The organism is Nostoc sp. LPT (assembly GCF_017115165.1).
Taxonomy (GTDB): domain Bacteria; phylum Cyanobacteriota; class Cyanobacteriia; order Cyanobacteriales; family Nostocaceae; genus Nostoc.
In genome coordinates this window covers 1-26,400 of record NZ_JABXKF010000023.1, presented here as the reverse complement: position 1 = coordinate 26,400, position 26,400 = coordinate 1, and the positions used below count along the sequence as shown (strand labels likewise).

The following is a 26,400-nucleotide window of genomic DNA, read 5'->3' as shown; positions in this document are numbered from 1 at the left end:
GAGATGGAATTTGGAGTTAGTTATTAAGATTGCATCCAAGAATTCGATAGCTGACACCTGAACGTGCTAAAACATCCTTAGCAGCGCGTCAAATCAGGATTGCTACATCACTAAAAACTCGTAATTGCACTTTATAACTGATGTAAAGATTTTCTTTGGAATATCTTTACAATCCCAAATCCAATATCTAAAATTGTTATGACAGTTGCTCAAAGTCCCTGTGTTTTGGTGATTGAAACCGATGAGAGCCTTGCAAATCAGCTTTCTTGTGATTTGCAAGAAGCCGGCTATGAATCAATTTTGGCTCATGATACGACAAGTGGTTTACAACACTGTCGCGATCGCCAGCCTGCTTTAATTGTTTTAGACCGGATGTTGGCAGGAGAATCAGGACTCTCATTGTGCAAAAATCTCAGAAGCACTGGTATGCGATCGCCTGTATTGATTTTAATGGCAAGGGATACAGTTGACGATCGTGTAGCTTGTCTAGAAGCTGGAGCGGATGATTACATCCTCAAACCTTACCGCTCAGAAGACTTTTTGAAGTTGATTCGCCTCTACTTAAAACCCGATGTGGATACCACGGAGCAATTACGCTTTGGGGATCTAATTTTAGACATAGCAACTCGCCGCGCCATACACAACGGGCGACCAATTGACTTGACAATGAAGGAATTTGAATTATTAAAATTCTTAATGGAACATCCCCGTGAAGTGTTAACCCGCGAACAAATTCTAGAAAATGTTTGGGGTTATGACTTTCTGGGTGAGTCGAATGTAATTGAAGTGTACATCCGTTACTTGCGGTTAAAAATCGAAGATGAAGGTCAAAAGCGCCTCATTCAAACAGTGCGAGGCGTAGGGTACGTTTTAAGAGAATCCTAGTATACTGTAGCGGGAGTTTGTCTATCTCCTTGCCTCATTCCCAGTTTCAGATTGGGAATGCTTTCTTTGGGTGCTGTTGTCTCCCACCCAAAGGTTTTTCTGCCTACAACACTGTAAAATTGAAGTCTAAATTACAAAATCGAAAAGCTATATGACTCGTCAGCTAAGTTTGCTCTCGATAGTGCTGAGTGTTTTTCTGATGGGTTGTTCTGTACCAACAACAGCTAAATCTCCTAGCCTCACCTCTAGTTCTGAAGCACCAGAGAGTTTAGGTCAAAAACTACCAATTTCTGCTAAAGCCATTGTGCCTAATGGTACAACGATTCAATTAGAGGTAGCGCAGACGCCACAACAGCAAGCGATGGGGTTGATGTATCGACCAGCTTTGCCAGATGACCGAGGGATGCTGTTTGGGTTCCCTTCAGCACAACCAGTCAGTTTCTGGATGAAGAATGTACCTGTACCCCTGGATATGGTATTTCTACATAAAGGTGTAGTTAAATATATTCAGATTGCTGCACCTCCTTGTGCAAGTGAGCCTTGTCCTACCTATGGCCCCAATACACCAATTGATAAGGTGATTGAACTTCGTTCTGGAAGAGCTGCCGAATTGAAGTTGAAAGTGGGCGATATTCTCAAAATTGAGTTTTGAAACTCCGGTGCTTTGTGGGGATAAAAATTTGGGTAATTACTCGGTTTAGAGCCTATACGGTCGAAATATATGTTTTTTCTGTAAAAAATGTCACTTTATGTGGTCAAAAAGCACTTGTAACGCTACTATTTAAAAACTGTGGTAATAATGTAAAATTCTACTGTCTCAAACCTGAAATCGCAGTCTTCAGCTTTGGTCTCAAAAATATTCCCTTGGGCGCAAGTGTAAATAGTCGCCAATAAGAGAGTATAGGCTATGGAATCTTTATTACTACCTGTGTAATTAAATAAAACACAAAGGTAAATAAGATGAAGCGAATTTAATTAGGTAAAAATACTGCTTAATAATCTAGCAGATGATCTGTATGAGAATTTTTATTTCTCAGACCCTCTATGGGAAGCCTGTCTTAAAGGCAGATTAACAAAAACTGTGCTGGGGTGTATAGCCGATAACGGCACAGTGACAGATGAAATACTGGCTAGTGTCTACCGAGTAATGGTGAACTGATATATGACAATACATTCTGCACAAGGAGGTGAGATACAAATGTCACCATCAAAATATTCTCGAATGATTAATTTTTTGCAAGAAGATTTGGCAATTTCCACAGCATCACTAGCGGTGGCGCTTCGGCATCGGGAGCAAGACCCAGGCCCTTTGGCAATGATTCTTTGGCAATATGGGTTAATTACTCTAGAGCAATTAGAACAAATTTATGATTGGCTGGAGACGGCGTAGATTATACCAATTTTGGATTGTAGATTTTAGACTTTGGATTAAAAGTTTCTACCAAATGCCTATTAGCAGAATCTCAAACAATAAATACTATTGATGGCAATTTGGTATGATACTAAGTTGCCAAAGTTAGTCTTGTTTAGTGTCAAAGATACAGTACGACTTTCTTCAAAGCAAATAATACTATCTAGGGCAACTTGGTGTCATTTAGAGAATTGAGGTATGTACACATCAACTCTACCTGATGCAAACATTGATGTAGAGCTCTCTTGACTCTGACGGTTTCTACTCTATATACAAATTAAAAGAGCGAGTTAAATTATCAACTCGCTCTTTTGATTTATTACTCAGGACTGACTAAACACTTTAACTGCTGCTGCTATACCAGAACCAGGGGTGAAGTCTTCGTAGCCAAGTTCTGTGAGGGTAACTTCTAAGGATGCTATACAGCTAAGGATATCGCGATCGCTCACAAAACCCAAATGACCAATACGGAAAATTTTATTGCTCAAATGATCTTGACCACCAGCGAGGGCAATATCAAAGCGTTTTTTCATCAATGACCGAATTTTATCCGGTTCAATTCCTTGTGGTGCTACAGCTGTAATCGCCGGACTAGCGGAATTATCTGCTGCAAGCAGGGGTAAATTTAACCCTTTAATGGCGGCGCGGGTAGCATTTTTGAGCCGTTCATGTCGAGCAAATATTGATTCCAAGCCTTCTTCTTTCATGATTCGTAACGTGGTGTGTAACGCTACGATCAAGTTCACAGGCGGAGTAAATGGAGTTGTATTTTTGGCTGTGGCTTTGCGATATTTGCCTAAATCCAAATAATATTTCGGTAGCTTCGCAGTTTTGTAAGCTTCCCAAGCTTTGGGACTGACAGAGACAAAACCCAATCCCGGCGGAATCATATAACCTTTTTGGGAACCGGAGGCGACGATATCCAAACCCCAAGCATCCACGGGTAAATTGAATGCACCCAAGCTAGTGACGGCATCAACGAGAATTAAAGCTTCACCGTGTTCTTTAACATGGCGATTGATGCTTTCTAAGTCATTCAACACACCTGTCGAGGTTTCACTGTGGGTAATGATTACGGCTTTGATTTGCTTTTGAGTATCAGCTTGGAGTTTTTCGGCAAATACTGCGGGGTCTAAGGGTTTTCCCCATTCCACCTTAACTTCTTCTACATTCAAACCGTAGGCTTGACCGATTTCTACCCAGCGTTCGCCAAATTTACCATTAGAACCAACTAAAATGCGATCGCCTGGAGAGAGAAAATTAATTATTCCCGCTTCTACAGCACCCGTACCACTGACATTCAGCATCAGCACATCACTTTGAGTTTGGTGCAGCCATTTGAGGTTTTCTGTCACCTCTGCCAATATGTTGCTAAATTCACTAGTACGGTGCCCAATCGGATGCTTGGCTAATGCCAGTAAGGCAGCTTCTGGCACCGGTGTAGGGCCTGGAATCATCAGCATCAGCTTATCGTTCATGTGTCTATCCTAAAAGTCAAATAAAAGTCAAAATTGTGGGAAGTTAGTTAAGTCTGATAGCAAATCCTAGATATTCATCTACAAATTCCACTCAGATCGTCACCAGCATTGTTGTATATTTTCCAAATTCATAGGAAAAGTATCGTGGGAGTTAACGATCGGTCAGCTTGACCTTTGCAATTTATACCAGACTCCAACTCAGATAAAACCTTTGTTCCAGGCAATCTTACCACACACTTAGACGCCAGGTTAAGGTGTCTGCTCGTAGGCGAACGGCTATTTTAGCCAAGGATGAAACATCTATCTAAATGAGGCATAGGTACAATAAATTCTTAAAATCTACCCATAATCCACCTCAGTTGTTTTTATAGAAAAACGCGAAATCGTTTTGAACATCGGGGTAATTGTGGTGAGAAAGTTGTGTTTTGCTTCCACGAAAGAAGTAACCCCCTACACTATACGGAAGACTTGGATGTCACCGTTTGCTAAGAGATAGAAGATACCCAACTCAAACTTTTCAATCTATTTGGGTCAAAGATTTGTTCTTAGGTTGCCATTCTCTAAAAAATACCTTCATCTATGGTTTATTTGAGTCAAAATCGCTTCGATACCAATATCCAAGCCTTTTCTGGCTTATTTGATAGCGACTAATTTGACGCAGAAGTTGAGATATTTATGCTACTAATTGCTGCACTTTTTGATACTGCACTTAGTGGTAAGCGATGCCGACGGCGGGCGCTAATAAACTATAAGTTTTTATACTATACTTACAAAATTGCTACAATCGTGCTTAGTCTCCTTAGTTACTATTCACGGTGAGTCGTTTTTAACTAGTGTTCAGTTCATAAACTGTCACTCACTAGATCCCCGGTACTCTTGCAAAAGAGATATTCTTAGTTAGTGCAAGGAGTGATACCATTTCACACATGTTTGTCACAAGTTATCCCCGTAATACTCCCTCCTCAGGGAGTGTTGCAGATTTCAAATGTTGCATCAAACGAGTGAGTTGGTATAAGCTTTTACGGAAAAGCGCTTGAGTGAGCAAAACTCTCAAGCGCTTTTTTGTGTATAAATAAAACAGTCCAACTTTCTAGACGATCAGATAGATGTTTTTAAATACACATACACCAGAGAAGTCAACTACCGATAAAAAAGTTGTTGCAACATATACTTGACGACTTTAGCATTTGCGCGTTCCATCAAAACCTTTTTAAGTGACTGGACGTACCACACGAATTAGTTTTCCTTGCAACGGTTCTTCTGCTGCCACAGCCTCATCTATCCGTGCTACAAATTGTTCCCAATTACGATTGTTCGTGCAAACAATAATACCGAAGTGGTTAGAATCACGACGATGCAAACGGATAAAATCAACTCTGTTGATAGTTAATATTGAGCGTTCTTGACTTATGGCAAATGCTAGCACTTCCTCATCAGGTATACCTTGGTCTGCATTTTCTGCTTGTTGAACTGTCAAAACATCATGTCCCAAAGCGCGTAATAATTCCACAACTGGAAATGGAAACTGCTCATCTGCATAAAATCGTGCTATCGATTAGGCAACCTCATTACGCTCAATTGCCAATTCGATTTCATCGGGATAAGCTTCTGCATATACCCAAGCATTAGCTAAATCTATAGCTGTAATGGTTGGATAGCTTGTCAAAAGGTCAGCATCACTATATCCAAGATGGCGAGCTTCCACAAGTACCCAAACAGGAATACGAGTTTTAGCGATGCGAGCCTCTCCACCACAGACTCTAGGAGTTTTTTCAATTCCTTGCCAATTGTTGCCAAGACTTTGAGCAAGTAACTGTATAGCCTGCAATTTTTCATCAGGACTGAGGGCAAGAAGTTGTTGTTCTAACTCTTTGAGTGTCACGGATGTAAATCCTCTGATGTTTTGTTCAGGCTACATTTATAATTTTATCGATTCTAATTACAACATTTTATTAATTCGTGGCGAATTATCTGCGCCCCTACCCTGCAAAAAGGCGAAGCGCATCTGCGTTTAAATTTAAACCCTTAATTTGCCACGATTTTATGCAAAGCTGTACTTAGCTAACTACAAAATTCACCAACTTTCCAGGCACTACAATTACCTTTTTAATCTCTTTGCCTTCGATGTAACGCTGGGCAATTTCTGATTCACGGGCATATTTCTCCAACGCTGCTTTATCTGCTTGTGCTGGTACTTGAATCGAACCGCGAGTTTTACCCATAACTTGAATCACTAAAGTGATTTCATCAGCTACCAAAGCAGCCGGGTCAAATGATGGCCAAGTTTGAGTATGAACAGAATCACTTTCACCCAATAAATGCCACAATTCATCAGCAATGTGTGGTGCAAAGGGTGCTAGTAACACCACCAAAGTCTGAATACCTTCTGCGTAAATTGGTGAATTTTTTGCGTCAGCATCAGTTAGGGCGTTACTCAACTTCATCAATTCTGAAATAGCTGTGTTGAATTGATATTCGTCTTCGACGTCTTCTGTCACCGCTTGAATAGCCGTGTGAATTGCCCGCCGCAACTCCTTTTCTGCTTTAGTTAAATCAAAGAGTTGAGCTTTTTTACGGGATACCCCAGCCGCAATATAATCTGTCACCAAACGCCAAACCCGATTTAAAAAGCGGAATTGTCCTTCCACATCGGCTTCATCCCATTCCAAATCTTTTTCTGGCGGCGCTTTGAACAAGATGAACATCCGCGCTGTATCCACACCGTATTTGGAAATTACATCTTCTGGCGCTACACCGTTGCCCTTTGATTTAGACATGGTGGCATAGAGACGTTGTAACGGTTCACCTGTCTGGGGGTCGCGCGGGTCAGCTGAATTTACCAGATTAGAAGGAATCCATTTATCTTTACCACCCTTATTAGGATTTAGGTAAGTTAAACCCTGCACCATACCTTGAGTTAACAGGCGTTGGAAAGGTTCGTCAAAATTTAACAAGCCTCTGTCCCGCAGAACCTTAGTAAAGAACCGCGAATACAACAAATGTAAAATCGCATGTTCAATCCCGCCCACATACTGATCAACTGGCATCCAGTCGTTTATTTTACTAGAATCGAAAACTTGTTGTTCATTCTTAGCGTCAGGGAAGCGCAAGTAATACCACGAGGAATCAATAAAAGTATCCATCGTGTCGGTTTCCCGCTTTGCCGGAGTCCCACAAGTCGGACAAGGTACATTTACCCAGCTTGACAACTGAGTCAAAGGTGAACCGCCACGTCCAGTAAATTCCACCTTTTCCGGCAACTGTACTGGCAAATCTTTGGCAGGAACTGGCACTATCCCACAGTTGGGACAGTGAATTACAGGTATCGGTGCGCCCCAGTAACGCTGCCGCGAAATCAACCAATCCCGCAAGCGATATTGCACGCGCACCTTACCAAAACCTTGTTGTTCGGCGTATTCAATTATTGCTTGTTTAGCATCTGTGGAAGTCATACCAGTAAAAGCCCCAGAATTAATTAAAATTCCTGGTTCAGTGTATGCCTGGTTGTAGTCAATTTGAATGAGTTGTGTGACTTCATCAATCTCTAATGTTGGAGTTAAGTCAAAGCCTGCAACATCATGTGGAGAAACGATGACAAAATCAACTGGCAAATCGTAATTTTTGGCAAACTTAAAATCCCGGACATCGTGTGCTGGTACACCCATAACTGCTCCAGTACCATACTCATACAGTACATAGTCAGCAATCCAAATCGGCACTTCTTCCCCTGTAAATGGGTTAATTGCCTTACCACCTGTGGGGATACCCCGCTTAGGTTTGTCGTCAGCAGTACGTTCCAACTCACTTTGATGGGAAACCTCTTTAATAAAGGCTTCTACCGCTGCTTGTTGTTCTTTTGTAGTGATGCGCTTTGTTAAGGGATGTTCTGGTGCTAACACTAGGTAGCTAACACCATAAACTGTATCTGGGCGTGTGGTGTACACTCCGATTTTTTCATCTATCCCAATGATGGGAAATTCTAAGTAAGCGCCTGTAGATTTGCCAATCCAGTTTGCCTGCATCGATTTGACGCGTTCCGGCCAACCTGTCAATTGATGCAAGTCATTGAGTAATTCTTCGGCATAGTCGGTAATCTTGAAAAACCACTGGCGTAATAATTTGCGCTCAACTATTGCCCCACTCCGCCAAGAACGTCCTTCGTTATCAACTTGCTCATTTGCCAGTACAGTTTGATCAATCGGGTCCCAGTTTACTGCTGCTTCTTTTTGATAAGCTAACCCTGCTTGCAAAAACTGCAAGAAAATCCATTGTGTCCACTTGTAATAATCTGGTGAACAGGTAGCAAGTTCGCATTCCCAATCAATGGATAAACCAAGACGCTGCAATTGTTGCCGCATCTGAGCCATATTCTGATAAGTCCATTTTGCTGGTGGTACACCACGGTCAATGGCAGCGTTTTCTGCTGGCAAGCCAAAGGCATCCCAACCCATTGGGTGTATTACCCGATACCCTTGCATTCGCTTGAGGCGGGCAATCACATCGGTAATCGTATAATTACGGACGTGACCCATGTGTAGGCTGCCCGATGGATAAGGAAACATGGAAAGAGCGTAGAATTTTGGCTTGTTGCTAGCTGTCGGTGTTTTATCTAAGCCAAGTTCTACCCATGTTTTTTGCCATTTTTCCTCAATTGCTGCTGGGTTATATCGGGAATCAACAGAATCACGTATTTCCAATGGTTTCATGCCTGTTACACTTTACTTCTACTAATTTTCTAGTATTTGATCTTTGCTAGTACATTTGAACTACTATATTGAGGGAATTATCTGTCTAGTAATTTTCTAATTTAATTTATAAAATCAATTTACTATTTCTTTCTACCCTCTATTTCTATCTATCTTATATCCCTAAAGTCCAGCAACTTTGGGTATATAGGACATAAAAAAGTCCCTAAGCTTAGGATGTTGGGGACTAGATGTGTTATGGTTTTAAACTGATTTACTGGGTTAGCAGTCCGATCGCCATTTCAAGGTGCATCTTAGCTTTGTGCAAGTTAAGCAAATTTTCTTGAGCATATCTGTCAGGATAGCTCATCGCTTTGCCCTCCATCGTCAGCTTAATCAACGCCACTTGCTCATCAGTGGGTGAGTTCATCTCATCTACCACCCCTTCGAGGAATTGAATAACACTGAAACCTGGAGACTTTAACCCTCTTCCCTGCCTTATTTGAGCGAGTGCTATCTGCGGGAATGCCATTAAGGTGACAATCCAACTAGTCTTGTAGCCTCCATTCCCAGTAGGCTTTAATCCGTAACGCCTACACAAGTCTCTCAACTCAGCAGTGGTTTTGATTTCGAGTTCTGACCTTGTGAACATAAAATAGAGTTACCCATTTATAAAAGTGGTATCGGTGGTGAACCATTTACCAGGATGAAAACACCACCGATTTAAAACTCTATTTGAATGTTAACCTTCCAATAAAGTTATAGTTACTTTTCGCAATAATGCCTAATCCTAAAGGTAATCCTCAGAATTTAGAACCTGCACCGTCAGATAGAGAGATTAAGTTAACCGAACAATTAAATTTTCGTGTCACCAAGGAAATGAAGGAAGAGGTGAAGGCACAGGAAGACCCTCCAGAATTTTGTAGAGAAGCAATTCAGAAAGCACTGGATGAGAAAAAAGGAAAGTAGTACTTAATTGTCGAGCTACTAATCAGAGTAAATAAAAATACCTCCAGATATCAGTTCTACATGTATCTACTATGATAGGTTTTTATTGCTGACCAATTCTATGGAGAATCCACCAAAAATCCTCCTACTGGATCTGTTATCGTATCTGCCTCTATGTTGTAAATAGTAGGCAAAGAAATTCAGATGGTTAAAATAGGCGATGGTTGTGAATCAAATATAAAATTTCCTGATTTGGTGCGGGTTTTTGTCTACGGCACGCTCAAACCAGGTGAAGCTAACTATAAAAGATACTGTAGTGGCAAAGTAGTTGATGTCAAAATAGCTCTTGTACAAGGCAAATTATTTGCTCTGCCAATGGGCTACCCAGCGATGACGCTAGGGGATAGCCAAGTTTATGGATATTTACTCTCTTTTTCCAACCCAAAGATTTTAAATGAGCTAGATGTGCTGGAAGATTACCAGCCTAATAGAAAAACGCCAGAAAACCTCTATAATCGACAAATTATCGAGGTCTATGAGCAACAGTCGCTCTCTTATAGTTGGGCTTGGATTTATTTAATGACTTTAGAGAAAGTTGAGCGATTAGGAGGCTTCCTCCAGCCTGGGGGCTGGTGGAGCGGCTGTGGTTTAACCCCAAAGTACAGTTATCTGTAAACTGTTAACTTTGCGATTAGTTTATGTCCTGTTTGGGGTCGTGTCGTTGCGGCTGTACCTGATAAATTGAATTTTCTGGAGAGGCTACTGCTGCTTTCGGAATTTCAATTACCGGGTTATTTAGTCCCACCATCAGCGGCGAAGGGGGAACTATAGACGCTGAGGACGTTTGTATAGGTTCTCTTTGTGGTCGTTGTGCCAGTTGCGGCACCATCGAACCACCACCTACTAAGCCTGACACTGCACCGATCGCACAAGCAGCAACGGCCGCAGTTCCCACCATCCAGTTGAAACGGGAGCGGCGGCGCAAACGTGTCAAAACTTGCTGAACTGTTACTTCTGGCGACTGTTGGGCTGCTGGCACTGGGAGCGTCCGCAAGCCTTGGCGCAGTTTTAGCAGTCGGGCATACAAGCATTGAACAGAGGCATCATTTGACAGCCATTCTTCTACTTGCTTGCGTTCGGTGGCTGTGACTTCACCATCAAGATAAGCACTCAATAACTCGAAGCGATCGCGCTTCACCATATCCATAAGACCCGTTGATTCATTGGTATGCTTGGCCATTCCGTCTGACAAATCTTGAGGAAGTTGCAAAGGAGAACGGTCGTAAAACTGAGAATCAGTAGTCATCTTAACATTATTACCAATTCATACACGGGTAAACTGGGCGGAAATTTCGGGAAAATTAGCCAATTTTCCTCCTAAAGGCAGAAACTATCTATGTCTTTCTAGTAATTTTTAATCTATGCTTAAATTCTGCCATTGGGCAGAGGCAAGATACTGTAAATTAGGAGTCTAGATAATTTTGCAAGTGGGCTTGCAGCCTCGATCTAGCTCTGGCTATTCTTGACTTTACAGTTCCTAGAGAAACTCCAGTGATTTCGGCAATTTCTTCATAGGCCATGCCTTCGATTTCTCTGAGGACAATGGTAGTACGAAAAACTTCTGGTAAATCCGCGATCGCTTCATGCAATTGCTCGTAAAATTCTCTAGTTGTCAGTTCTTCCTCAGGACCTGGGGTATCGCCAGCGATTTCCCAATCCATCTCGCCGTCCTCTAAGGAACGGGGAGCATCCAATGACAAAGGACTCATAACCCGCTTGCGTTTCCGTAACTCGTCGTAAAACAAGTTCGTGGCAATGCGGCTTAACCAGCCCCGAAATTTAGCAGGCTCTTGTAATCGGTTAATATTCCGATACACTCGAATCCAAACTTCTTGAGCCAAATCGGCTCTGTCAGGCCAATCTGGAGCCAAGTGGTATAGAACTCGATCGACTTGACTTTGATAGCGGCGTAATAGTTCCGCAAAAGCAGCACGATCTGGTCGCAGTCCGGCTTGACAGCGCAAAATTAAATCGTGGTTAGGGAGTTTGTCAACTTGCACTGATGCTTCTGGATACTTTGCATCAACCGTTGACCAGGATACAGTAATCGATTGACTCATAGATCGTACTGGCTCTAAATCATCCCTATCTATTAGACCTGCTAATGGGACAGAAGTTCCATGCTCAGGTGACGGATTGATGACTGGAACACTGAAGCATACAATTTTGGATACATTTATAGCAATAAGCAGAGCCACTTTTCCTTATACTGCTCCCATAGTTGCCTAAGACCCATCAACGAACAAAGGTGCGCTCAAATGCACATTTTAGTATTTTTAGCAACTGGGTATATACGCTTGCTCAAGATAATTAAATTTGGCTATAAAAATGAAGATAAAATTTTGTAATTCTAACTTCTTGATACCTTTAAAATTCGGGTAATAATTTTTGGAAGTTAGGTTGCTGTGGTTGCTAAGATGGTGATTTAATTTTTTGATTTCGTTACCAGAATAATTGCTGATTGTTCTGCTTGTGGGCCGAAGGCAGCACTAGAGTTATGTTGCTCTGGTACGCGAACTTGAAAAAAGAAATTCAGGGAAAATGTAATTGTTACCGCTAGCAATAGTTTTTCAAACATGATTTTTCATCCACCCACACCATTAATGATTGATTGCTACATTTCAAGAGTTCCACCAAAAAGTCCGAGGAGAGGCTTACGATCCTCAGAACTTTTGAGGAATGAGGTTACTCACTTGGAATTTTGCCGCTGGGACAATTTGCATAGTCTTAGTTTGCCCAGAGGTGTTGGCAGATTTACAGCAGAAATGATAAGTATTGATAAATTTTTGATAATTAGATGATGAACTCATCCAATTATTCGGCTGGATACGTCAGGGATAAACAATAGGCGATGGCAATGGTAAGAAACGAATCTGTAGGGCGTATGGTAATGCTGCTTTGTTTTGGCACAGCATTTTTATCCTTAGCTGTCCATTGGCGCATTAGTACGGCGGAACGGCAGTATGAGAAGTCTGCATCTACTTTGATGCGGCGAGATCCTACCCGAACCAATATTAAGGGAAGCCGGACAGAGGGAGTCTACAAGAATCTTTCCCAAGTGAGTTTGGGGGAAATTGCCTTGGGTGGATCTGTGCCACCTGATGAAGTGACCCAAGGCTCGACTGCCCAGAGGACATTTACACCAAAGTCCTCTGCTATTAAACCTAAAACTAAATCAAAAATAATTAAGAAGAATCTAGCTAAAACAACTACTCGTAGAGTTTCTAAACTCAAGTCTTCTACCATTAAGTCGCAAATAATTAAGAAGAATCTAGGCAAAGCAAGTACTCGTAGAGCTTCTACACTCAAGCCTTCTACCATTAAGCCTCAAACTCAGCCCCAAACTATTAAGAATAATGTAGCTCAAGCAAGCAACCAACCAACTCAGACGCGGCTGGTGGCGCAAGTAGAAAGACAAAATCCAGTTGCAGATAGTTGGCCAAAAGGTCTGTGGTCTCAGGCTTCAGCCCAACAAATACCATCTAATAGGCTGGCAAATGCCAAGACCCAAGTGATAGTTGATTTAAGCGATCGCCGCACTTATGTATATGCAGGAGACGAGGTGATAGCCAGCTATCCCATTGCTGTTGGTAAGAAAGGTTGGGAAACCCCTACAGGTTCTTTCCTGGTGATCCACATGCGACACTATCCAATCTGGCGTCACCCGATTACTGGCAAAGTATTTCAGGCTGGTACGGATAGTCCCTTGGGAGATAGATGGATTGGTTTTTGGTCAGATGGACGGAATGAAATTGGCTTTCATGGCACGCCGGATATTGACCTGGTAGGAACGGCTGTATCCCACGGCTGCTTAAGAATGCGTAATTCTGATGTCCGATTGTTATATGAGCAAGTCAGTTTAGGGACAAAAGTGTTAGTACGTGATTAATTAGTTAAGAGTTGTTGTCATTTGGCTTGTCATCTGGCTCGTCATTTGGCTTGTCATTTTGCTCAAAATTAGGTGCGTATGTTTGGAGCAAAGCACTAACTTGGCGTACAACCTCATTGCCAGTGTTTTTGCCCAAGGCTTGCCGTTCTGGGAAGAAATTGGGTCGATCGAGGTAACGGTTAATCGCTTCACTTATTTGTTGAGAAATTAAGTCTTGCAGTTGTGCCTGAGCCGTTTGGCGCTGGAAGTTAGCACCCTCTTCTGTAGTAGCATACAAAGGTGGTAGTCGATTGAGAGCGTAAGCAGCAATATCCCCGACATCTAGAGAACTTTCGCTGGTGGCTTCAATTTCTGCGACTCGTGCGATCGCTTCTGTCAATACCAATTCTTCCATCACGTTAATGAATTGTTTGCGAGGTACCGCCACTACCTCACCAGTTAATAGCGCACCCATTAGCCGATCCAGCGCCATATACTCTTCAATTGAAAGTTCCGAGGCGTTGTCACAGATTCTACCGACTTCTGCTTCCATTGCTGGTGTCAAATAACCATCCTGGAGAGCTTGTTCTACAATTTTTTCGATGCTCATAACGCTTATCATCATTTATGTTGGCTAAGCAAGGTAGGGACGGTATCAATCCAATTTATTTTGGCTAATTATCAGTAAAAAATACACAAATTATCTACAGACACAATCAACTCCGCCTCTACTAGTTAACGACCTTAGTCCTCCACTACCTCACCATTCAATAACGCACCCATCAGCCGATCCAACGCCATATACTCTTCAATTGAGAGTTGGGAGGCGTTGTCACAGATTCTACCGACTTCTGCTTTCATTGCTGGTGCCAAATAACCATCCTGGAGAGCTTGTTCGACAATTTTTTCGATACTCATAACGCTTATCATCATTTATGTTGACCAAGCAAGGTAGGGACGGTATCAATCCAATTTATTTTGCCTAATTCTCAGCAAAAAATACACAAATTATGCAAAGACAAGATCAATTCTGCCTTTACTAGTTAACAACCTTAGTTCGCCAAGGTGTTGGATCAACAGATTGTCCGTTGACATACAGACCCCAGTGTAAATGTGGCCCCGTGGCTGCACCTGTTGAACCTACTGCACCAATTAGTTGACCAGCTTTCACAAAATCACCTTCTTTAACGTTAATACGACTTAGGTGCATGAAAATACTAGTTACTCCTTGACCGTGGTCAATGCCAACTACGTTACCGTGTATCCGAAATCCTTGGGATACCCTACCTACCAAAGCAACTCGCCCAGTGGCTGGGGCAATTACCGGTGAACCGGCAGCACCAGCGTAGTCAAGACCACGATGATAGTAGTCTTTTGCAAATGTACCATTATAGTAGCGACGTACACCATAGTTTGTACTCATCCGCCCTGCATTTGGCTTCAGGAATACTCCATTCCAATACTTTTCTGGTGTTTGTAGCGCCTTAAAAGCCGCCACACGCTTCAGTTCATACTCTGTGGCATCCACTCCGGCTTTGCCAGGTGGCAAAGTAATGCGTTGTACGGGAAATTTGCGATTAAGTACATTCACTGCTAAGTTTTTAACTTGACCATCCCCTGCAACCCGAAGTGTTCTAGTTCCAGCTTTTTCTAATGGAGTTGTGGGAACAAATGCCCGATACTGATTGGGTGCAATTTCAAAGGCTGGGTATGTATTTTTACCACTGGCTACTGTTGGATTTGTACGATTCTCTGGATTATCTAGATTAATCACCACCGAGAGTGTATCCCCTAATTTAGGATTAGTTGGAATCACTTTTACTTGCAAAGCATCTACAGGCAATGCCAAGGCGATCGGGAGAACAGCAAATATTCCCTTTAACACATTTCTTGCACGGCGATTGGCTGTCAAAGTTTTGACATCAAAACCGAGCAACTTTTTGTTTGAACTACTAGCGCTATTCTCAATAATCATAGAACTACAAAAAATCCCTTGCTTGTATTGGAAAATAGATTAGCTTATTATCGCTAGTGTTTCCTGTTTGAAGCCAATGTTGTTGACAACCATAAATTTTTGGAAATTCTCCAGGTACTTATGGATTGCAAGGGCAAATCATTTTATCTGTAATTTTAGGAAATTGGTCTTAACTCTAATAACCAAGGTATATGACATTGGCAATGAGCATAAAATTTAACTGTGATTACATAAATAATACTTGAAGGAAATCTTGGAATCAACTGGACACTTTTTCAACTGGACACTAATATCACATTGTTAGGTTGAAATTGGTATAGGGAAATTACTTAAACTAGGTAAGTAAGTCAGTAAGGGTAAATTAAATTATATATAATAGTAAATATTTTAAAATTTGCTCATAATAGCGCTTAGATTAGCAAAAACCGATGATAGTAAGGCAGAAATGGGAGTCAGCTTCGCCCCACTTCAGATTTACTTTATAAATCAACTCTGAATGAGAGAATACGCTAATTAACTTTAGGCTGATAGTATTACTTTTGACTTGAGTTTGCCATCTTCCATGTGAACGATGCGATCGGCAATGTCTAGGATGCGGTTATCATGAGTAACCATCAAGATGGTACAGCCTTGTTCTTTTGCTAGTTTTTGCATGAGATTGACTACATCTCGTCCCGATTGACTGTCAAGGGCGGCGGTGGGTTCATCTGCTAGAATTATTTGAGGATGACTAACTAAGGCACGAGCGATCGCTACTCGTTGTTTTTGTCCCCCAGATAGTCGATCGGGATAGTAATGCAAATGATTTCGCAATCCTACTTGCTCTAACATTTGGGCTGACCTAGCTTGCATTTTTTTTAACCCAAGATGTTTGTGCAATTCTAAAGCCATTTTGACGTTTTGGAGTGCCGTTAAACTACCATGCAAGTTATGTCCTTGGAAAATATAACCGTTATGGCGTCGCGCTTGCACTAGTTCTTCAGCACTAGCACCACAAAGTTCTCGTCCCAACACCTGCAAACTACCAGATTGGGCAGAACGCAATCCACCCACCAAGGTCAACAAGGTAGTCTTTCCAGAACCAGAGGGCCCAGTCATAATAATAATTTCACCAGCGTTAATCTCTAAGTTGATATTACATAAAACTTGCTTGCAGAGTGAGCCGTGACCAAAGTGGTGGTCGAGATTCTGGATAGAGATGATGGATTGACTGGTCATAAATAGATCGATTACTCGTGACGATCGTCATTGGTTATTTGTCCAAAGTCCAATTGCAAATGACCAATGACCAATGACAAATGACAAATTTAAAACATATCAGCGGGATCGGTGGCTTGGAGTTTGCGAGTGGCGATCGCACCAGAAATTGTACACATAATGATAGTCAGTACTAACACCTGCAATGCCCGAATCGCAGTCATGTAGATGGGCAAATTTGTAGCACTGTGAGTCAGTTGATAAAGTGCTAAGGACACTCCCAATCCAGGGAAGAAGCCCAGTGCTGCTAAAATCAAGGATTCTTCAAGCACCACACCTAGCAGGTAGTAATTGCGATATCCCATTGCTTTGAAGGTGGCGTATTCTCGAACGTGGGCATTAACATCGTTAGAGAGGACTTGATAGACGATGATCACGCCCACCACAAACCCCATTGATACACCTAGACTGAAAATAAACCCAATTGGCGAATTTGTTCTCCAAAAGTTATTTTCAAATTCAATAAATTCGGCGTGGGTTAATACTCTGACATCATCTTTGAGGTAGGCTTTGAGCATTGCTGCTACTTTTTTCGGTTCATAGCCTGGTTTGAGAAGAATCAAACCTAGACTGACACTGCTGGACTGTCGCCCAGAAAATAGCCGCAAAAAATTTTGGTCGTTAGTAATCAGGTTGCCATCAAAGCCAAAGGAAGCCCCGACTTGGAATAAGCCACTAATGGTAATTGTGTGCCGTTCTATTTCGGTAGTCAGGGTTTTACCTTGGTCAATTTGAGCGATCGCTTTTTGATAATCTCCTCTTGCACCACGATCGAACAAGACGGTATCCGGCATTTTGATCGCTTGCAATTGCTGGTTAACATCTGGTAAGTCAAAGGCTGGCTTGTCTGGGTTAAAGCCGATAACTAACACCCCTGTCTCACGGTGTGTTTGGGGATTCTTCCAGATTGTGTTGTTGAAATACATTGGTTCCGCCGACTTCACCCCTGGTATATCCATTGCTTGGTAAAGTCGCCGCCGAGAAAATGTAGACAAGCTTGCTAAGTTACGGGCTTGGGGACTGGTTAAAACAATGTCTGCTTGCAAACTGCGATGTAGTCTGGTGTTACTGTCATACAGCGCAGTTTGAAAGCCTAGCTGCATGAACATCAGAAGATCCGCAAAGGCAATGCCTGATAATGCCACTAAAAGACGGCTTTTTTCATGATTTAGTTGCAGCCATCCTAGAGGAGTTCGCCGTCGCAGTTGTTTGAGCAATCCCATCATAAGAAGTGGGGAGTGGGGGGATGAGGGGACAAGGGAGATGAGGGAGTAAGGGAGTAACGAAGAAGAATTAATAACCAATGACAAATGACTAATGACTAATGACAAATTTCACAATTCGATTACTGCCTTAACTTGCATATTGGTTAAGGTAGCGGCTTTTCGGCTGGAAGTTTCATCTAGTCGGATATGGACTTCTACTACTCTGTTGTCAATATTGCTGACGGGATCTGTGTTAATGACATTCTGCCGTCGCACTTGTAAGCCTTTGCGATCTACAATTCCCTGCAATTCAATTGGGAGGGAATCACCAAGTACTCGCACTTGCTGCCCTGAATGCACTTTGCCGATATCGCTTTCGTAGACTTCGGCGATGACATACATCTGGCTGGTTTGTCCAATATCTGCAATGCCATCATTTGATACTAATTCCCCAGGATGGGTATGGATCTCAAATACCTGTCCATTTTGGGGCGATCGCACTACAGCCTGTTCGAGATTAACTTTTGCCAGATTCATGGCTGCTAGGGCACGATTGATTTCTGCTTTAGCAGCTTCTACATCCACTCCACGCACTTCGGCGATTTCATCAAGTGTTGCTGTGGCTTGTTTAACTTGTTGCTGACTAGTTGATTGGGTACGATTTAACTGTGCTTGGGCTTCTTGCAAGCTTTTTTGGGCGGTTTCCAAGTTTAAACGCTTGCTATCCCGTTGGGAGGCGGAAATTGCGCCTTGTTGATATAGTTGCTGATAGCGTTCGTCTTCTGCTTGGGCGTTATGCACTTCGGCTTGAAATCGCTCAATTGTCGCTGCTTGCGTATTGATATCACCTTGGCGTTCTGCTTTTAGACGAGCGATCGCAGCTTTTTGGGCGGTAATTTCACCGCGTTTAGCACCTGCTTGAGTGCGGTTTAGATTTGCCTGGGCTACTTTCACTTGTTCCTGTGCCTCTTTAAATGCCGCTTGCAAGCGATCGCGGCTGTTCAAAATTGCGATCGTCTGTCCTGCCTTTACCCCATCACCCTCCTTCACTAACAACTTTTCTACCCGACTTCCTTCCGCAGACACCGCAGCAGAGAGTTTAATTACCTTTCCCTGCGGTTCGAGTCGCCCTAAAGCTGTTACTGTTTTTAACTGTGGCAATTGTGTTGCTGGTACTTGTGCTTCTTGATTGGCATAATTTTGCCCGCGTTTTACTATATAAAAACTTATTCCGCCAACTAATAAAGATATAGTTATACCTATAGCAACGGATGGACACAGAATAGACTTAGGGAACGTTCTGTACCCTAGCTTTGAGTTTCGCACCATAGATTACCTCTTAACTAGTGGCGCAGAAAAAAGAAAAAGAATAGATTAGGCTTTTCTCCGTACTTGTTTACTAATTCCTACTTCTCTTAGTCATTTCTTGTTGATTTATCACTGAAAACTCCATAACAAAATTGTAAATTGTTGATATTTTACTTAGATAAGGTTATTTAGATGGATAGAAAAATAACAAATCATTCTACTGATTTAAAAGTTTATTTTTCTAGTAAACTACCTTTGGTTTATGAAAGTACTTAGGTATAGTAAACCTTTTCAAAAATATGGGTTGTAACAGCGCCAACAATCATATAGGACTAATATTTTATTTTTGAAAAAACTCCGTACATTTGAAGAGTGGCAAAATCACTCGTTTGTGTGTCGGATAAACCACTCAAACATCCACTTCAGATGAGAGAACGAAGGAATCAAAGCACAGAAACGCCGCACCCATGTTTTAGCTTGTAACCAAATATCCTAAGCGTGGATTTTGTGATGGGCAATTAGAAGCAAAACGGACACAGTGAATTTTCCATATAGGCGTTCTTCCAGCTTGTTATCAAACCAACAAACACATCTAAAATTGTTTGAATTTCCTCATACTTATAGTCTTGATAAACCAGCTTTACTGCCAATGCTTTCCTGACCTCACGCGCATCTGGGCGATTATCTATAAATTCTTGTAGTTCTGCGTTAGCGTTCGCGTTGGCGTTCGCAGAGCGTGTCGCAGACAAGCCTCTCTGCAAAGAGAAGCGTCTCGTAGAGAAGCTCACCGTACCCTTACAGGGAAGCAAGCTACGCGTAGCGTCTCGTAAAGAAGGTATCGCAGCTTGTAGATTCTGGTCTATCATTGTCCGCTATTAGACAGATACGTTCCTCCGTATTATCTCGTAACCTTTTTCAGAAATCAAATATGATTCCTATAGATTGCAATTAACTAAAATCTCTATTAAATGGATCGCCTTTTCAACTCAACAATTCGTCTACAGCTACACTAAAACCCAGTAATACTTTTTGAGTACTAACCACATCACCAGCTTTAAACCCGCAAACCTGATTATCAGTGATGACAATAACTAACCGACTTTCAGGAAATACTAACCAAACTTCCTCACAACAGGACTGCAAATACTCTTGCCCTTTGAGAAATAATTCCTCAGCTAAATCGGTGGGTGAAACTATCTCAGCAATCAACGGGAAACTCTGTGGCAAAGTCGGAACATCACCAAACTGAGCTACCAATTCCGGCGTCAGATAAGCTACATCAGGACGACGACCCTGTTTAGATATGCGACAAGGTACTTCAGTGTAAACTTTCCCACCTACTTGATTGGAGTTGATGTAACTTCTCCAGTAAAAGCTTAGATTAACTTCAATTTCACTATGTTTTAATGTCATCCCTGTTTTTTCTATCAGTTGCTCATCCACCCACTCCATTCCGTCTGGAGGATTTGCCATAAAGTCTTCTAATGAGAGGATTTCGGGGACGGTTACAACATCATTGTGTTTGGAAACTAACATTGTGAGCCTCCATTTTGACTAGTTAAACATTCAAAATTCACAAGAGTTACATAAGGAAATTTAAACCCTAACTGAAATAGTAGTATCCAAGCGATCGCGTCACTTTTAGCAACCAGCAATATCACTCCAAGCTAGTGATAAAATCAACTTTTTAAAGCATTACCAAACTACCTTGCGCTTCTTCCTCTAATTCATAACCATTAGCTAATTTTTCAATTGCTTGGTCAATCATTGCCAAACCCTGATCTACTCTTTCAACTAAACTTAGCTGTCCTCGGAGTTCGGCAGCACCGACGAAACCTTTAGCATACCAAGTCATGTGCTTACGGGCTTGACGCACACCGCGATCGCCTTTATATTCCCACAAGGCTTGTAAATGATCTCTTGCACATTCCAAACGCCCAATTGGGGTAGGTGGCGGTAATATCTCCCCAGTTTTCAGGAAGTGATCAATTTCTCCCACCAAAAACGGATAACCCAAAGTTCCACGGGAACACATTACACCATCAGCGCCAGTTTGCTCTAAACATCTCACCGCCGCTTCAACAGAAAAAATATCTCCATTCCCAATCACTGGGATAGAAAGCACTTCTTTCACACGGGTAATCCATTCCCAACGGGCATTACCATTGTATCCTTGGGCACGGGTGCGTCCATGCACCGTAATCATTTTTGCCCCTGCATCTTCCATCCGTTTGGCAAAGTCGAGAATGGTAATTTCGTTGTCATTCCAGCCAATACGGGTTTTTACTGTCACAGGGACATCAACAGCTTTCACCACTTCCCGCACAATTGCCTCTGCTACTTCTGGTTGCCGCAACAGGGAAGAACCACCACCATTTTTAGTGATTTTATTAACTGGACAACCCATATTAATATCAACAGTATCAGCACCTTCTGCAACTGCCTTTATTGCTGCTTCTGCCAGGAAATCTGGACGACAATCAAATAGTTGAACACTAATTGGGCGTTCATTGGGGTCTACCTCCATGATTTTGGGTAACTGCTTGACATAATGCAACCCTGTAGCATTCACCATTTCGGTATACATCATCGAATCTGGGGCATAGCGACGCACGAGACGGCGAAACACCATATCTGTCACTCCAGATAGAGGCGACTGGAGAACCCGACTTTTTACCTCGAAAGAGCCAATCTTTAAGGGTTGGGAGAGTCTAGTTTGAAGAATAGGAGAGAGCGAAATCATAGAAAAAATTAAGAATTGTGCGAATGGAAAATAGCAGGAACATTTAGGGTTATCTGCGCTCAGTGGTAATTGTAGGTTACATATCCTGACTTGGAGGCTGTTTTTGCATTTCTTGCTGAATCTCTTCTAGACTCAAACCTAACTCTTTCGCAGTTTCTTCAAAACTCAATCCCAATCTCAACAACAAAGGGATCATTTTAAACTTTTCTTCACGCGCTCCTTCTTGCTTGCCTTCTTGCTTACCTTCTTGATAAACTCGTGTTTGTTTCAAATCACTTAACCCAAACATACCTTCAATCTCCTCTCGACTCATCGTCGGAAACTTGTAAACCAAAATTGTCTCTATCAATTCTAGTAACTGCCGCCGTTGTGGTTCGATGTTGATTTCTTGCTCGGTTCTCTCTATTAACTGCCTAGCAGCTATAATTGCTGTCTCCTCTTCATCGACCACTAATTTCATCGTAGCAATTCCAACTGGCAATGATGCAGTTTCACCTAATTCATTAAGATAAATGCGACTGATGCGCTGGCTAGCAAAAAATTCACTGTAATTCTTGATATCTGCTGTATCTAAACTGCGATTGGGATAGATAACTACTCCTCGCCAAGAATTTTTCGGTTTATTTTGGCGTAAGTATAAAGAAATTTCTGAAAATAAGCGTGAATAAATTTCTGTGTCAGTTTGAAACTGGACTTCAACAAAGTAAATCGGATTTTCTTCCCCTTGTGTTGGGATAAAAACACCATCTATACGGAATACCGTTTGCTTGATTTCAATTGAGGAGAATTTATAAGTCTCTGCCGTTTGGGGTGGATTGCCAATTAATTCAAAAAAGATCCCAGGAAATTCTTGAAAAAGTCGATAAAAAATGCTGTCAGTTTTCACACTTGATGCACTACAGTGATTTAATCCGTTAGATTTTACCGTGAAATAGCTAGTAAAATATTTTGTTCAATTTCAATTAGAGTTAACAGAATGAGGGGCGATTTCAGTTATTATATATTATGTCTATGTATGTTACATCAATTTGCAGATTGTATACTACGCCACTCTTTTAATACAAAACTAGACCACAGCAAGAAACCTATTAGTAATAGTCCCAAAAATCCATCCAGCCAAATTAGACTATGCATTTTCAAAGACATAGCAGCAACCATCGGAAAGAGATAATGGACTGGACTGGAGATACTAGTGATTGAGTATAAGGCTAATAAAAAGTACGCCAACCAAAACATACCTTTGGTGTAAAACCAATATCCCAATAGTCCTACTGGAGTCATCACAATTACAGTACTAATTACTCCAACAGAAGTGAACCACGCCGGGCCAGGATATTGACTCAAAAATAATGCATTGTCTATATAATGTAGCCAAGTAGAAATGAGGTTGAGTGTGATAACAGCTAGTAGGATAGTCTGACGAAACCTAGAAGTATTTATCATGATATAAATATGCAATTAAAATATTTAACATTTTATTAAGCCGACTGCAAGAAGCAATCGGCATAACAAATTTCTGATAATTTAGTTGCAATTTAGCCGTGAGTTGCACCTTGAGGAGGATGCGAGACAACTTTTTTAGCTAAACCCAAAGTCTGCAACACTAAGATGCTCCACCAAGTAACATCAATTTCCCACCAAGACAACCCAGATTTCGCCATGTGGGGATAAGTATGATGGTTGTTGTGCCATCCTTCTCCATAAGTGACGAGGGATACCCACCAAAGGTTACGAGCGCCATCATTAGCATCAAAGGTGCGATAACCCCACAGGTGTGATGCTGAGTTCACAAACCAGGTTGAGTGCCAAAGCAAGACACATCTGAGAAACACTCCGTAGAACACAAAAGACCATCCTCCTATAGCATAAAGTAGCAGCCCGAAGGGTATTTGCAACAGCAAAAAGTAGCGATCTAGCCAACAATAAAAGGGTTGTCTGGCTAAGTCAGGGGCATATTTTTTATAGGTGTCATAGTCAAAAAATTCTGGACGTGGGTAGAAAATCCACAATATATGGCTCCACCAAAATCCTCTTTGAGCAGAATAGGGGTCTAAATTGATATCTTCTGTGTGAGCGTGATGCTGGCGGTGTCCACCTACCCAAAAAATTGGCCCGCCTTGCAAAGCCAACGCTCCAATGAGGGCGATCGCATACTCTAACCACTTGGGAACCTGAAAACTTTTATGGCTTAGTAGTCGGTGATATCCCAGGCAAATACCAATGCTCCCGAATAACCAGTGAAGAAACACTAGCAAACCTAATGCTGGCCAAGAGAAAAACCAAGGAGCCAGAAGTGCTAAAGCATGAAATGCAGCAAAAAATACTACATTCGTCCAACTGAGTCGAGGTGAGTTGCCTCTCTCAGGGGCGATCGCCCCAAAATTTGCGGTCATAAAAATTCCTGTTGATGGATGAGAAAGCGATTTGCTTTTTCTTGGGCATAATCCCACAGAGATTTACCCGCCCTGTATACTAGTTTGTTACAGTAGGTAAAGCAAGTATCACTTACATTTGTTATGCTAGCAGAACTCTGATATTTTCTGCAAGTGCCACTTGCATTTTTCTATGTCATCTCAACTCATTTCCACTCGTCAACGCCTGATTCAAGCTGCACTTGAATTGTTTTCTGCTCAGGGAGTTAGCGCTACCACAACCCGCCAAATTGCTGAAAAAGCTGAAGTTAACGAAGTGACTCTATTTCGGAATTTTGGCAATAAGCATGGACTGCTTTTAGCTGTGCTAGAAGAGTCCGCAGCCTTCAAGGATTTAGGTGAGTCGCTGGTGCGGCGGGCAACGCCTCCCGGCAATGTCTACCAAGCTCTTAAAGATTATGCAAGTGATAGCTTACATGCATTAGAACGAGTACCAGAGTTTGTTCGGTCTGTGGTAGGTGAAGCCGACCAATTCCCGGCAGAAAATCGCCGCGCACTAGGCAGGGGAGTAACAGAGGCAAACCGTTATGTAGCTCAGTATTTAGCTACTGTAATCCAGCAAGGACACCTAAATACCTATTTACCCGCAGAAAAATTAGCCAGTTTGCTGAATGGGATGATTTTGGGATATGCAGTAATTGAGTTCACCAGCGAATTTCATGAACTTTGGGAGGATCGGAATGATTTTCTCGAAAATTTGGTGGAGTTGTTTTTACATGGAGCCATGTCACCCTCAGCAGAATCAGCAATAAACTCCTTACAAGGAGGGTTCACCACCACAGAAGTAGCTGATTTGCCAGCTAGTTTAGTTCACGAAATTCTGCAACAGTCTAGGAAATTTGGAGTACGAGATTATGCCTTGGCTTACGTATTATTTGGGGCTGGGTTATCCGCTACAGAAATAACTAGCTTAGAGCGATCGCACCAAATCTACGATACTCAAGGGCACTTTCTGCAAATCACAATTCCCGGATTTGTCCGTCAAGTGCCTGTGAATCAGTGGATTTTGGGCAAACGCTACGGTTCTTTTACCAATAATCCTTTAATTAAATGGCTGAAAAGTCGTAAAGATGCTCAAACAGCGATGTTTCTGAATGAAACAGGTACACGTATCTTAGAATCAGAACTTGAGACACGTTGGCAAGTATGGAGTGAAGGGCTATTAACTCCCCAAGGACAAACGCCAGCGATCGCCCAGGCACAACAAACCTGGCGCGTAGAAATGTTAATGCGGGGGATTACCTTAGAAAACCTGAGTATTTTTACAGCTTGCGATCGCACGCAATTACAACCCTATGCTCGCCGAGCCAAAGAAAAAGCCGCCCTAGAGCAAGCGACTCGTTTGGATCATAAACCGGGATAAGGAGTGGGGAGATTAGCTGTACTCTCATACCATTTCACTAAATTATTGATACAAATTACTTCCCCTGCCTCCCCTGCCTCCCCTGCCTGCCATCTGTATCAGTCTTAAAGTGAAACGGTATCAGATGAGGATTGGGTGTTGCTCGAACGGCGTGATAATTTCTTGCGTGACTTGCCTCCCGCCTGAACATATTGCAAACTGTCTTTGCCATAATGGGTTGCCACACTCATTAACATCTTTTCAGAATAGCCGCCCAATTCTTCTTCAATTAGAGAGAGGCGACCTGCCATTTCATCTATGCTAGAGAGTAAAGTGTTGTAGGTTGATAGCTGGGTTTGCAAGTTTTGGATGTGGCTGTCGTAGTCTGTCAAACTCAATCCGTTGCCAAATTCTAACGTCGGGCTAATCGATCGCATTCCTGCAATTCGACGGAGAGCCTTTTCTAGAGTCGGTGAACTGCGTTTTAGTCGTGCCATAAAATGCGCTCCTGAAGGAAGTTATAGGATTACTGCATGTACTCTAGCCAATGCAACAATAAACTTCTCTGAGAGATAATTCGGAAAAATTAAAGCAAATTAAGATCGACCTAATTATTTTTAGTGGATTGTACTGAGGTATTTATTAAATCTGTCAAAAAAGTAACATCAAATAAGCAACAGATACCTCAAAGTCGTGTTGAGGTACTTCAAAGTCGTGTTGAGGTACTTCAACATCGTGTTGAGGTACTTCAAAGTCGTGTTGAGGTACTTCAAAGTCGTGTTGAGGTACTTCAACATCGTGTT

The 26,400-nt window shown here is 42.0% G+C and carries 27 protein-coding genes and 2 pseudogenes; 7 read left to right on the top strand and 22 right to left on the bottom strand.

Annotation, left to right across the window (positions count from 1 at the left end; all coding sequences use genetic code 11):
• Positions 1-198 precede the first annotated feature (198 nt).
• The 3 genes from nblR (at position 199) to HWQ58_RS04570 (ending at position 2,275) form a co-directional block, all read left to right on the top strand.
• A complete protein-coding gene (gene nblR / locus HWQ58_RS04580; RefSeq protein WP_292858355.1) occupies positions 199-885 on the top strand; it encodes a response regulator transcription factor NblR in 687 nt (228 codons plus the stop codon).
• Positions 886-1,036: 151 nt separating this feature from the next.
• Positions 1,037-1,537 (top strand): DUF192 domain-containing protein, encoded by a 501-nt coding sequence (locus HWQ58_RS04575; RefSeq protein WP_292858352.1) that lies wholly within the window; start codon positions 1,037-1,039, stop codon positions 1,535-1,537.
• Between the two features lie 510 nt (positions 1,538-2,047).
• A complete protein-coding gene (locus tag HWQ58_RS04570; RefSeq protein ID WP_292858349.1) occupies positions 2,048-2,275 on the top strand; it encodes a DUF2949 domain-containing protein in 228 nt (75 codons plus the stop codon).
• Between the two features lie 344 nt (positions 2,276-2,619).
• Here the strand turns inward: HWQ58_RS04570 and HWQ58_RS04565 are convergent, their stop codons facing one another.
• The 5 genes from HWQ58_RS04565 to HWQ58_RS04545 all read right to left on the bottom strand — a co-directional run bounded on the left by HWQ58_RS04565 (position 2,620) and on the right by HWQ58_RS04545 (position 9,111).
• On the bottom strand, positions 2,620-3,774 hold the full coding sequence (locus HWQ58_RS04565) for an alanine--glyoxylate aminotransferase family protein (RefSeq protein WP_292858347.1): 1,155 nt from the start codon (positions 3,772-3,774) through the stop codon (positions 2,620-2,622).
• Between the two features lie 1,210 nt (positions 3,775-4,984).
• Positions 4,985-5,326, bottom strand: coding sequence for a DUF5615 family PIN-like protein (locus HWQ58_RS04560; protein ID WP_292858456.1), 342 nt, complete (start codon positions 5,324-5,326; stop codon positions 4,985-4,987).
• A gap of 3 nt (positions 5,327-5,329) precedes the next feature.
• Positions 5,330-5,656, bottom strand: a complete 327-nt coding sequence (locus tag HWQ58_RS04555) for a DUF433 domain-containing protein (protein WP_292858345.1) — start codon at positions 5,654-5,656, stop codon at positions 5,330-5,332.
• Between the two features lie 175 nt (positions 5,657-5,831).
• Positions 5,832-8,480, bottom strand: coding sequence for a leucine--tRNA ligase (gene leuS / locus HWQ58_RS04550; RefSeq protein ID WP_292858342.1), 2,649 nt, complete (start codon positions 8,478-8,480; stop codon positions 5,832-5,834).
• A gap of 253 nt (positions 8,481-8,733) precedes the next feature.
• Positions 8,734-9,111, bottom strand: a complete 378-nt coding sequence (locus tag HWQ58_RS04545) for a hypothetical protein (RefSeq protein WP_292858339.1) — start codon at positions 9,109-9,111, stop codon at positions 8,734-8,736.
• Between the two features lie 128 nt (positions 9,112-9,239).
• On the opposite strand from HWQ58_RS04545, the gene HWQ58_RS04540 reads away from it, so the two are divergent.
• The gene (locus HWQ58_RS04540; protein ID WP_292705282.1) at positions 9,240-9,428 is read left to right on the top strand and encodes a hypothetical protein; all 189 of its coding nucleotides are present in this window, start codon (positions 9,240-9,242) and stop codon (positions 9,426-9,428) included.
• A 183-nt stretch (positions 9,429-9,611) separates the two neighbouring features.
• Positions 9,612-10,082 (top strand): gamma-glutamylcyclotransferase, encoded by a 471-nt coding sequence (locus tag HWQ58_RS04535; RefSeq protein WP_292858336.1) that lies wholly within the window; start codon positions 9,612-9,614, stop codon positions 10,080-10,082.
• A gap of 16 nt (positions 10,083-10,098) precedes the next feature.
• Here the strand turns inward: HWQ58_RS04535 and HWQ58_RS04530 are convergent, their stop codons facing one another.
• The 3 genes from HWQ58_RS04530 to HWQ58_RS04520 all read right to left on the bottom strand — a co-directional run bounded on the left by HWQ58_RS04530 (position 10,099) and on the right by HWQ58_RS04520 (position 12,045).
• Positions 10,099-10,713: a transcriptional regulator gene (locus HWQ58_RS04530; RefSeq protein WP_292858333.1), complete on the bottom strand. Its 615-nt coding sequence runs from the start codon at positions 10,711-10,713 to the stop codon at positions 10,099-10,101.
• Between the two features lie 157 nt (positions 10,714-10,870).
• On the bottom strand, positions 10,871-11,527 hold the full coding sequence (locus HWQ58_RS04525; protein ID WP_292858330.1) for a sigma-70 family RNA polymerase sigma factor: 657 nt from the start codon (positions 11,525-11,527) through the stop codon (positions 10,871-10,873).
• Positions 11,528-11,892: 365 nt separating this feature from the next.
• Positions 11,893-12,045: a hypothetical protein gene (locus HWQ58_RS04520; RefSeq protein WP_292858327.1), complete on the bottom strand. Its 153-nt coding sequence runs from the start codon at positions 12,043-12,045 to the stop codon at positions 11,893-11,895.
• A gap of 678 nt (positions 12,046-12,723) precedes the next feature.
• Here HWQ58_RS04520 and HWQ58_RS04515 point away from each other — a divergent pair.
• On the top strand, positions 12,724-13,356 hold the full coding sequence (locus HWQ58_RS04515) for a L,D-transpeptidase (protein ID WP_292858453.1): 633 nt from the start codon (positions 12,724-12,726) through the stop codon (positions 13,354-13,356).
• A 4-nt stretch (positions 13,357-13,360) separates the two neighbouring features.
• On the opposite strand, the gene HWQ58_RS04510 is transcribed toward HWQ58_RS04515, so the two are convergent.
• From HWQ58_RS04510 to HWQ58_RS04450, 13 genes and pseudogenes are all read right to left on the bottom strand, one after another.
• Positions 13,361-13,945, bottom strand: coding sequence for a late competence development ComFB family protein (locus HWQ58_RS04510; protein WP_292858450.1), 585 nt, complete (start codon positions 13,943-13,945; stop codon positions 13,361-13,363).
• Between the two features lie 143 nt (positions 13,946-14,088).
• A pseudogene (locus tag HWQ58_RS04505) lies at positions 14,089-14,253 on the bottom strand (competence protein ComFB); the annotation flags it as partial.
• A gap of 121 nt (positions 14,254-14,374) precedes the next feature.
• Complete coding sequence (locus HWQ58_RS04500; RefSeq protein WP_292858325.1) at positions 14,375-15,310, bottom strand: M23 family metallopeptidase; 936 nt, start codon at positions 15,308-15,310, stop codon at positions 14,375-14,377.
• A 519-nt stretch (positions 15,311-15,829) separates the two neighbouring features.
• A complete protein-coding gene (locus HWQ58_RS04495; RefSeq protein ID WP_292858322.1) occupies positions 15,830-16,528 on the bottom strand; it encodes a DevA family ABC transporter ATP-binding protein in 699 nt (232 codons plus the stop codon).
• 89 nt (positions 16,529-16,617) lie between these two features.
• Positions 16,618-17,790 carry an ABC transporter permease DevC gene (gene devC, locus HWQ58_RS04490; protein WP_292858447.1) on the bottom strand — a complete coding sequence of 391 codons (1,173 nt, stop codon included), beginning with the start codon at positions 17,788-17,790 and terminating at the stop codon, positions 16,618-16,620.
• 111 nt (positions 17,791-17,901) lie between these two features.
• The gene (locus tag HWQ58_RS04485; protein ID WP_292858319.1) at positions 17,902-19,101 is read right to left on the bottom strand and encodes an ABC exporter membrane fusion protein; all 1,200 of its coding nucleotides are present in this window, start codon (positions 19,099-19,101) and stop codon (positions 17,902-17,904) included.
• Between the two features lie 311 nt (positions 19,102-19,412).
• Positions 19,413-19,630: pseudogene (locus HWQ58_RS04480) on the bottom strand (IS630 family transposase); the annotation flags it as partial.
• A complete protein-coding gene (locus HWQ58_RS04475; RefSeq protein WP_292858316.1) occupies positions 19,599-19,946 on the bottom strand; it encodes a hypothetical protein in 348 nt (115 codons plus the stop codon). The pseudogene HWQ58_RS04480 and the gene HWQ58_RS04475, both read right to left, overlap by 32 nt.
• Positions 19,947-20,061: 115 nt before the next feature.
• Positions 20,062-20,616, bottom strand: a complete 555-nt coding sequence (locus tag HWQ58_RS04470; RefSeq protein ID WP_292858312.1) for a Uma2 family endonuclease — start codon at positions 20,614-20,616, stop codon at positions 20,062-20,064.
• A 151-nt stretch (positions 20,617-20,767) separates the two neighbouring features.
• Entirely contained in the window at positions 20,768-21,823 is a 1,056-nt protein-coding gene (dusB, locus tag HWQ58_RS04465) for a tRNA dihydrouridine synthase DusB (RefSeq protein WP_292858309.1), read from the bottom strand.
• Positions 21,824-21,899: 76 nt separating this feature from the next.
• Positions 21,900-22,709, bottom strand: coding sequence for an Rpn family recombination-promoting nuclease/putative transposase (locus HWQ58_RS04460; RefSeq protein ID WP_292858306.1), 810 nt, complete (start codon positions 22,707-22,709; stop codon positions 21,900-21,902).
• A gap of 137 nt (positions 22,710-22,846) precedes the next feature.
• A complete protein-coding gene (locus tag HWQ58_RS04455; RefSeq protein WP_292858303.1) occupies positions 22,847-23,266 on the bottom strand; it encodes a hypothetical protein in 420 nt (139 codons plus the stop codon).
• A 92-nt stretch (positions 23,267-23,358) separates the two neighbouring features.
• Entirely contained in the window at positions 23,359-24,216 is an 858-nt protein-coding gene (locus HWQ58_RS04450) for a fatty acid desaturase (RefSeq protein WP_292858300.1), read from the bottom strand.
• 172 nt (positions 24,217-24,388) lie between these two features.
• Between HWQ58_RS04450 and HWQ58_RS04445 the strand changes: the two genes are divergently transcribed.
• Positions 24,389-25,618 carry a TetR family transcriptional regulator gene (locus HWQ58_RS04445; RefSeq protein WP_292858297.1) on the top strand — a complete coding sequence of 410 codons (1,230 nt, stop codon included), beginning with the start codon at positions 24,389-24,391 and terminating at the stop codon, positions 25,616-25,618.
• A 104-nt stretch (positions 25,619-25,722) separates the two neighbouring features.
• On the opposite strand, the gene HWQ58_RS04440 is transcribed toward HWQ58_RS04445, so the two are convergent.
• Positions 25,723-26,094 carry a hypothetical protein gene (locus tag HWQ58_RS04440; protein ID WP_292858294.1) on the bottom strand — a complete coding sequence of 124 codons (372 nt, stop codon included), beginning with the start codon at positions 26,092-26,094 and terminating at the stop codon, positions 25,723-25,725.
• Between the last annotated feature and the right edge of the window lie 306 nt (positions 26,095-26,400).

Excerpts from the sequence above, each read along its gene's own strand:
- nblR (WP_292858355.1), top strand. The coding sequence starts at position 199 with ATGACAGTTGCTCAAAGTCCCTGTGTTTTGGTGATTGAAACCGATGAG.
- HWQ58_RS04575 (WP_292858352.1), top strand. The coding sequence starts at position 1,037 with ATGACTCGTCAGCTAAGTTTGCTCTCGATAGTGCTGAGTGTTTTTCTG.
- HWQ58_RS04570 (WP_292858349.1), top strand. The coding sequence starts at position 2,048 with ATGACAATACATTCTGCACAAGGAGGTGAGATACAAATGTCACCATCA.
- HWQ58_RS04565 (WP_292858347.1), bottom strand. The coding sequence starts at position 3,774 with ATGAACGATAAGCTGATGCTGATGATTCCAGGCCCTACACCGGTGCCA.
- leuS (WP_292858342.1), bottom strand. The coding sequence starts at position 8,480 with ATGAAACCATTGGAAATACGTGATTCTGTTGATTCCCGATATAACCCA.
- HWQ58_RS04545 (WP_292858339.1), bottom strand. The coding sequence starts at position 9,111 with ATGTTCACAAGGTCAGAACTCGAAATCAAAACCACTGCTGAGTTGAGA.
- HWQ58_RS04540 (WP_292705282.1), top strand. The coding sequence starts at position 9,240 with ATGCCTAATCCTAAAGGTAATCCTCAGAATTTAGAACCTGCACCGTCA.
- HWQ58_RS04535 (WP_292858336.1), top strand. The coding sequence starts at position 9,612 with ATGGTTAAAATAGGCGATGGTTGTGAATCAAATATAAAATTTCCTGAT.
- HWQ58_RS04530 (WP_292858333.1), bottom strand. The coding sequence starts at position 10,713 with ATGACTACTGATTCTCAGTTTTACGACCGTTCTCCTTTGCAACTTCCT.
- HWQ58_RS04525 (WP_292858330.1), bottom strand. The coding sequence starts at position 11,527 with ATGAGTCAATCGATTACTGTATCCTGGTCAACGGTTGATGCAAAGTAT.
- HWQ58_RS04520 (WP_292858327.1), bottom strand. The coding sequence starts at position 12,045 with ATGTTTGAAAAACTATTGCTAGCGGTAACAATTACATTTTCCCTGAAT.
- HWQ58_RS04510 (WP_292858450.1), bottom strand. The coding sequence starts at position 13,945 with ATGAGCATCGAAAAAATTGTAGAACAAGCTCTCCAGGATGGTTATTTG.
- HWQ58_RS04500 (WP_292858325.1), bottom strand. The coding sequence starts at position 15,310 with ATGATTATTGAGAATAGCGCTAGTAGTTCAAACAAAAAGTTGCTCGGT.
- HWQ58_RS04495 (WP_292858322.1), bottom strand. The coding sequence starts at position 16,528 with ATGACCAGTCAATCCATCATCTCTATCCAGAATCTCGACCACCACTTT.
- devC (WP_292858447.1), bottom strand. The coding sequence starts at position 17,790 with ATGGGATTGCTCAAACAACTGCGACGGCGAACTCCTCTAGGATGGCTG.
- HWQ58_RS04485 (WP_292858319.1), bottom strand. The coding sequence starts at position 19,101 with ATGGTGCGAAACTCAAAGCTAGGGTACAGAACGTTCCCTAAGTCTATT.
- HWQ58_RS04475 (WP_292858316.1), bottom strand. The coding sequence starts at position 19,946 with ATGATAGACCAGAATCTACAAGCTGCGATACCTTCTTTACGAGACGCT.
- HWQ58_RS04470 (WP_292858312.1), bottom strand. The coding sequence starts at position 20,616 with ATGTTAGTTTCCAAACACAATGATGTTGTAACCGTCCCCGAAATCCTC.
- dusB (WP_292858309.1), bottom strand. The coding sequence starts at position 21,823 with ATGATTTCGCTCTCTCCTATTCTTCAAACTAGACTCTCCCAACCCTTA.
- HWQ58_RS04455 (WP_292858303.1), bottom strand. The coding sequence starts at position 23,266 with ATGATAAATACTTCTAGGTTTCGTCAGACTATCCTACTAGCTGTTATC.
- HWQ58_RS04450 (WP_292858300.1), bottom strand. The coding sequence starts at position 24,216 with ATGACCGCAAATTTTGGGGCGATCGCCCCTGAGAGAGGCAACTCACCT.
- HWQ58_RS04445 (WP_292858297.1), top strand. The coding sequence starts at position 24,389 with ATGTCATCTCAACTCATTTCCACTCGTCAACGCCTGATTCAAGCTGCA.
- HWQ58_RS04440 (WP_292858294.1), bottom strand. The coding sequence starts at position 26,094 with ATGGCACGACTAAAACGCAGTTCACCGACTCTAGAAAAGGCTCTCCGT.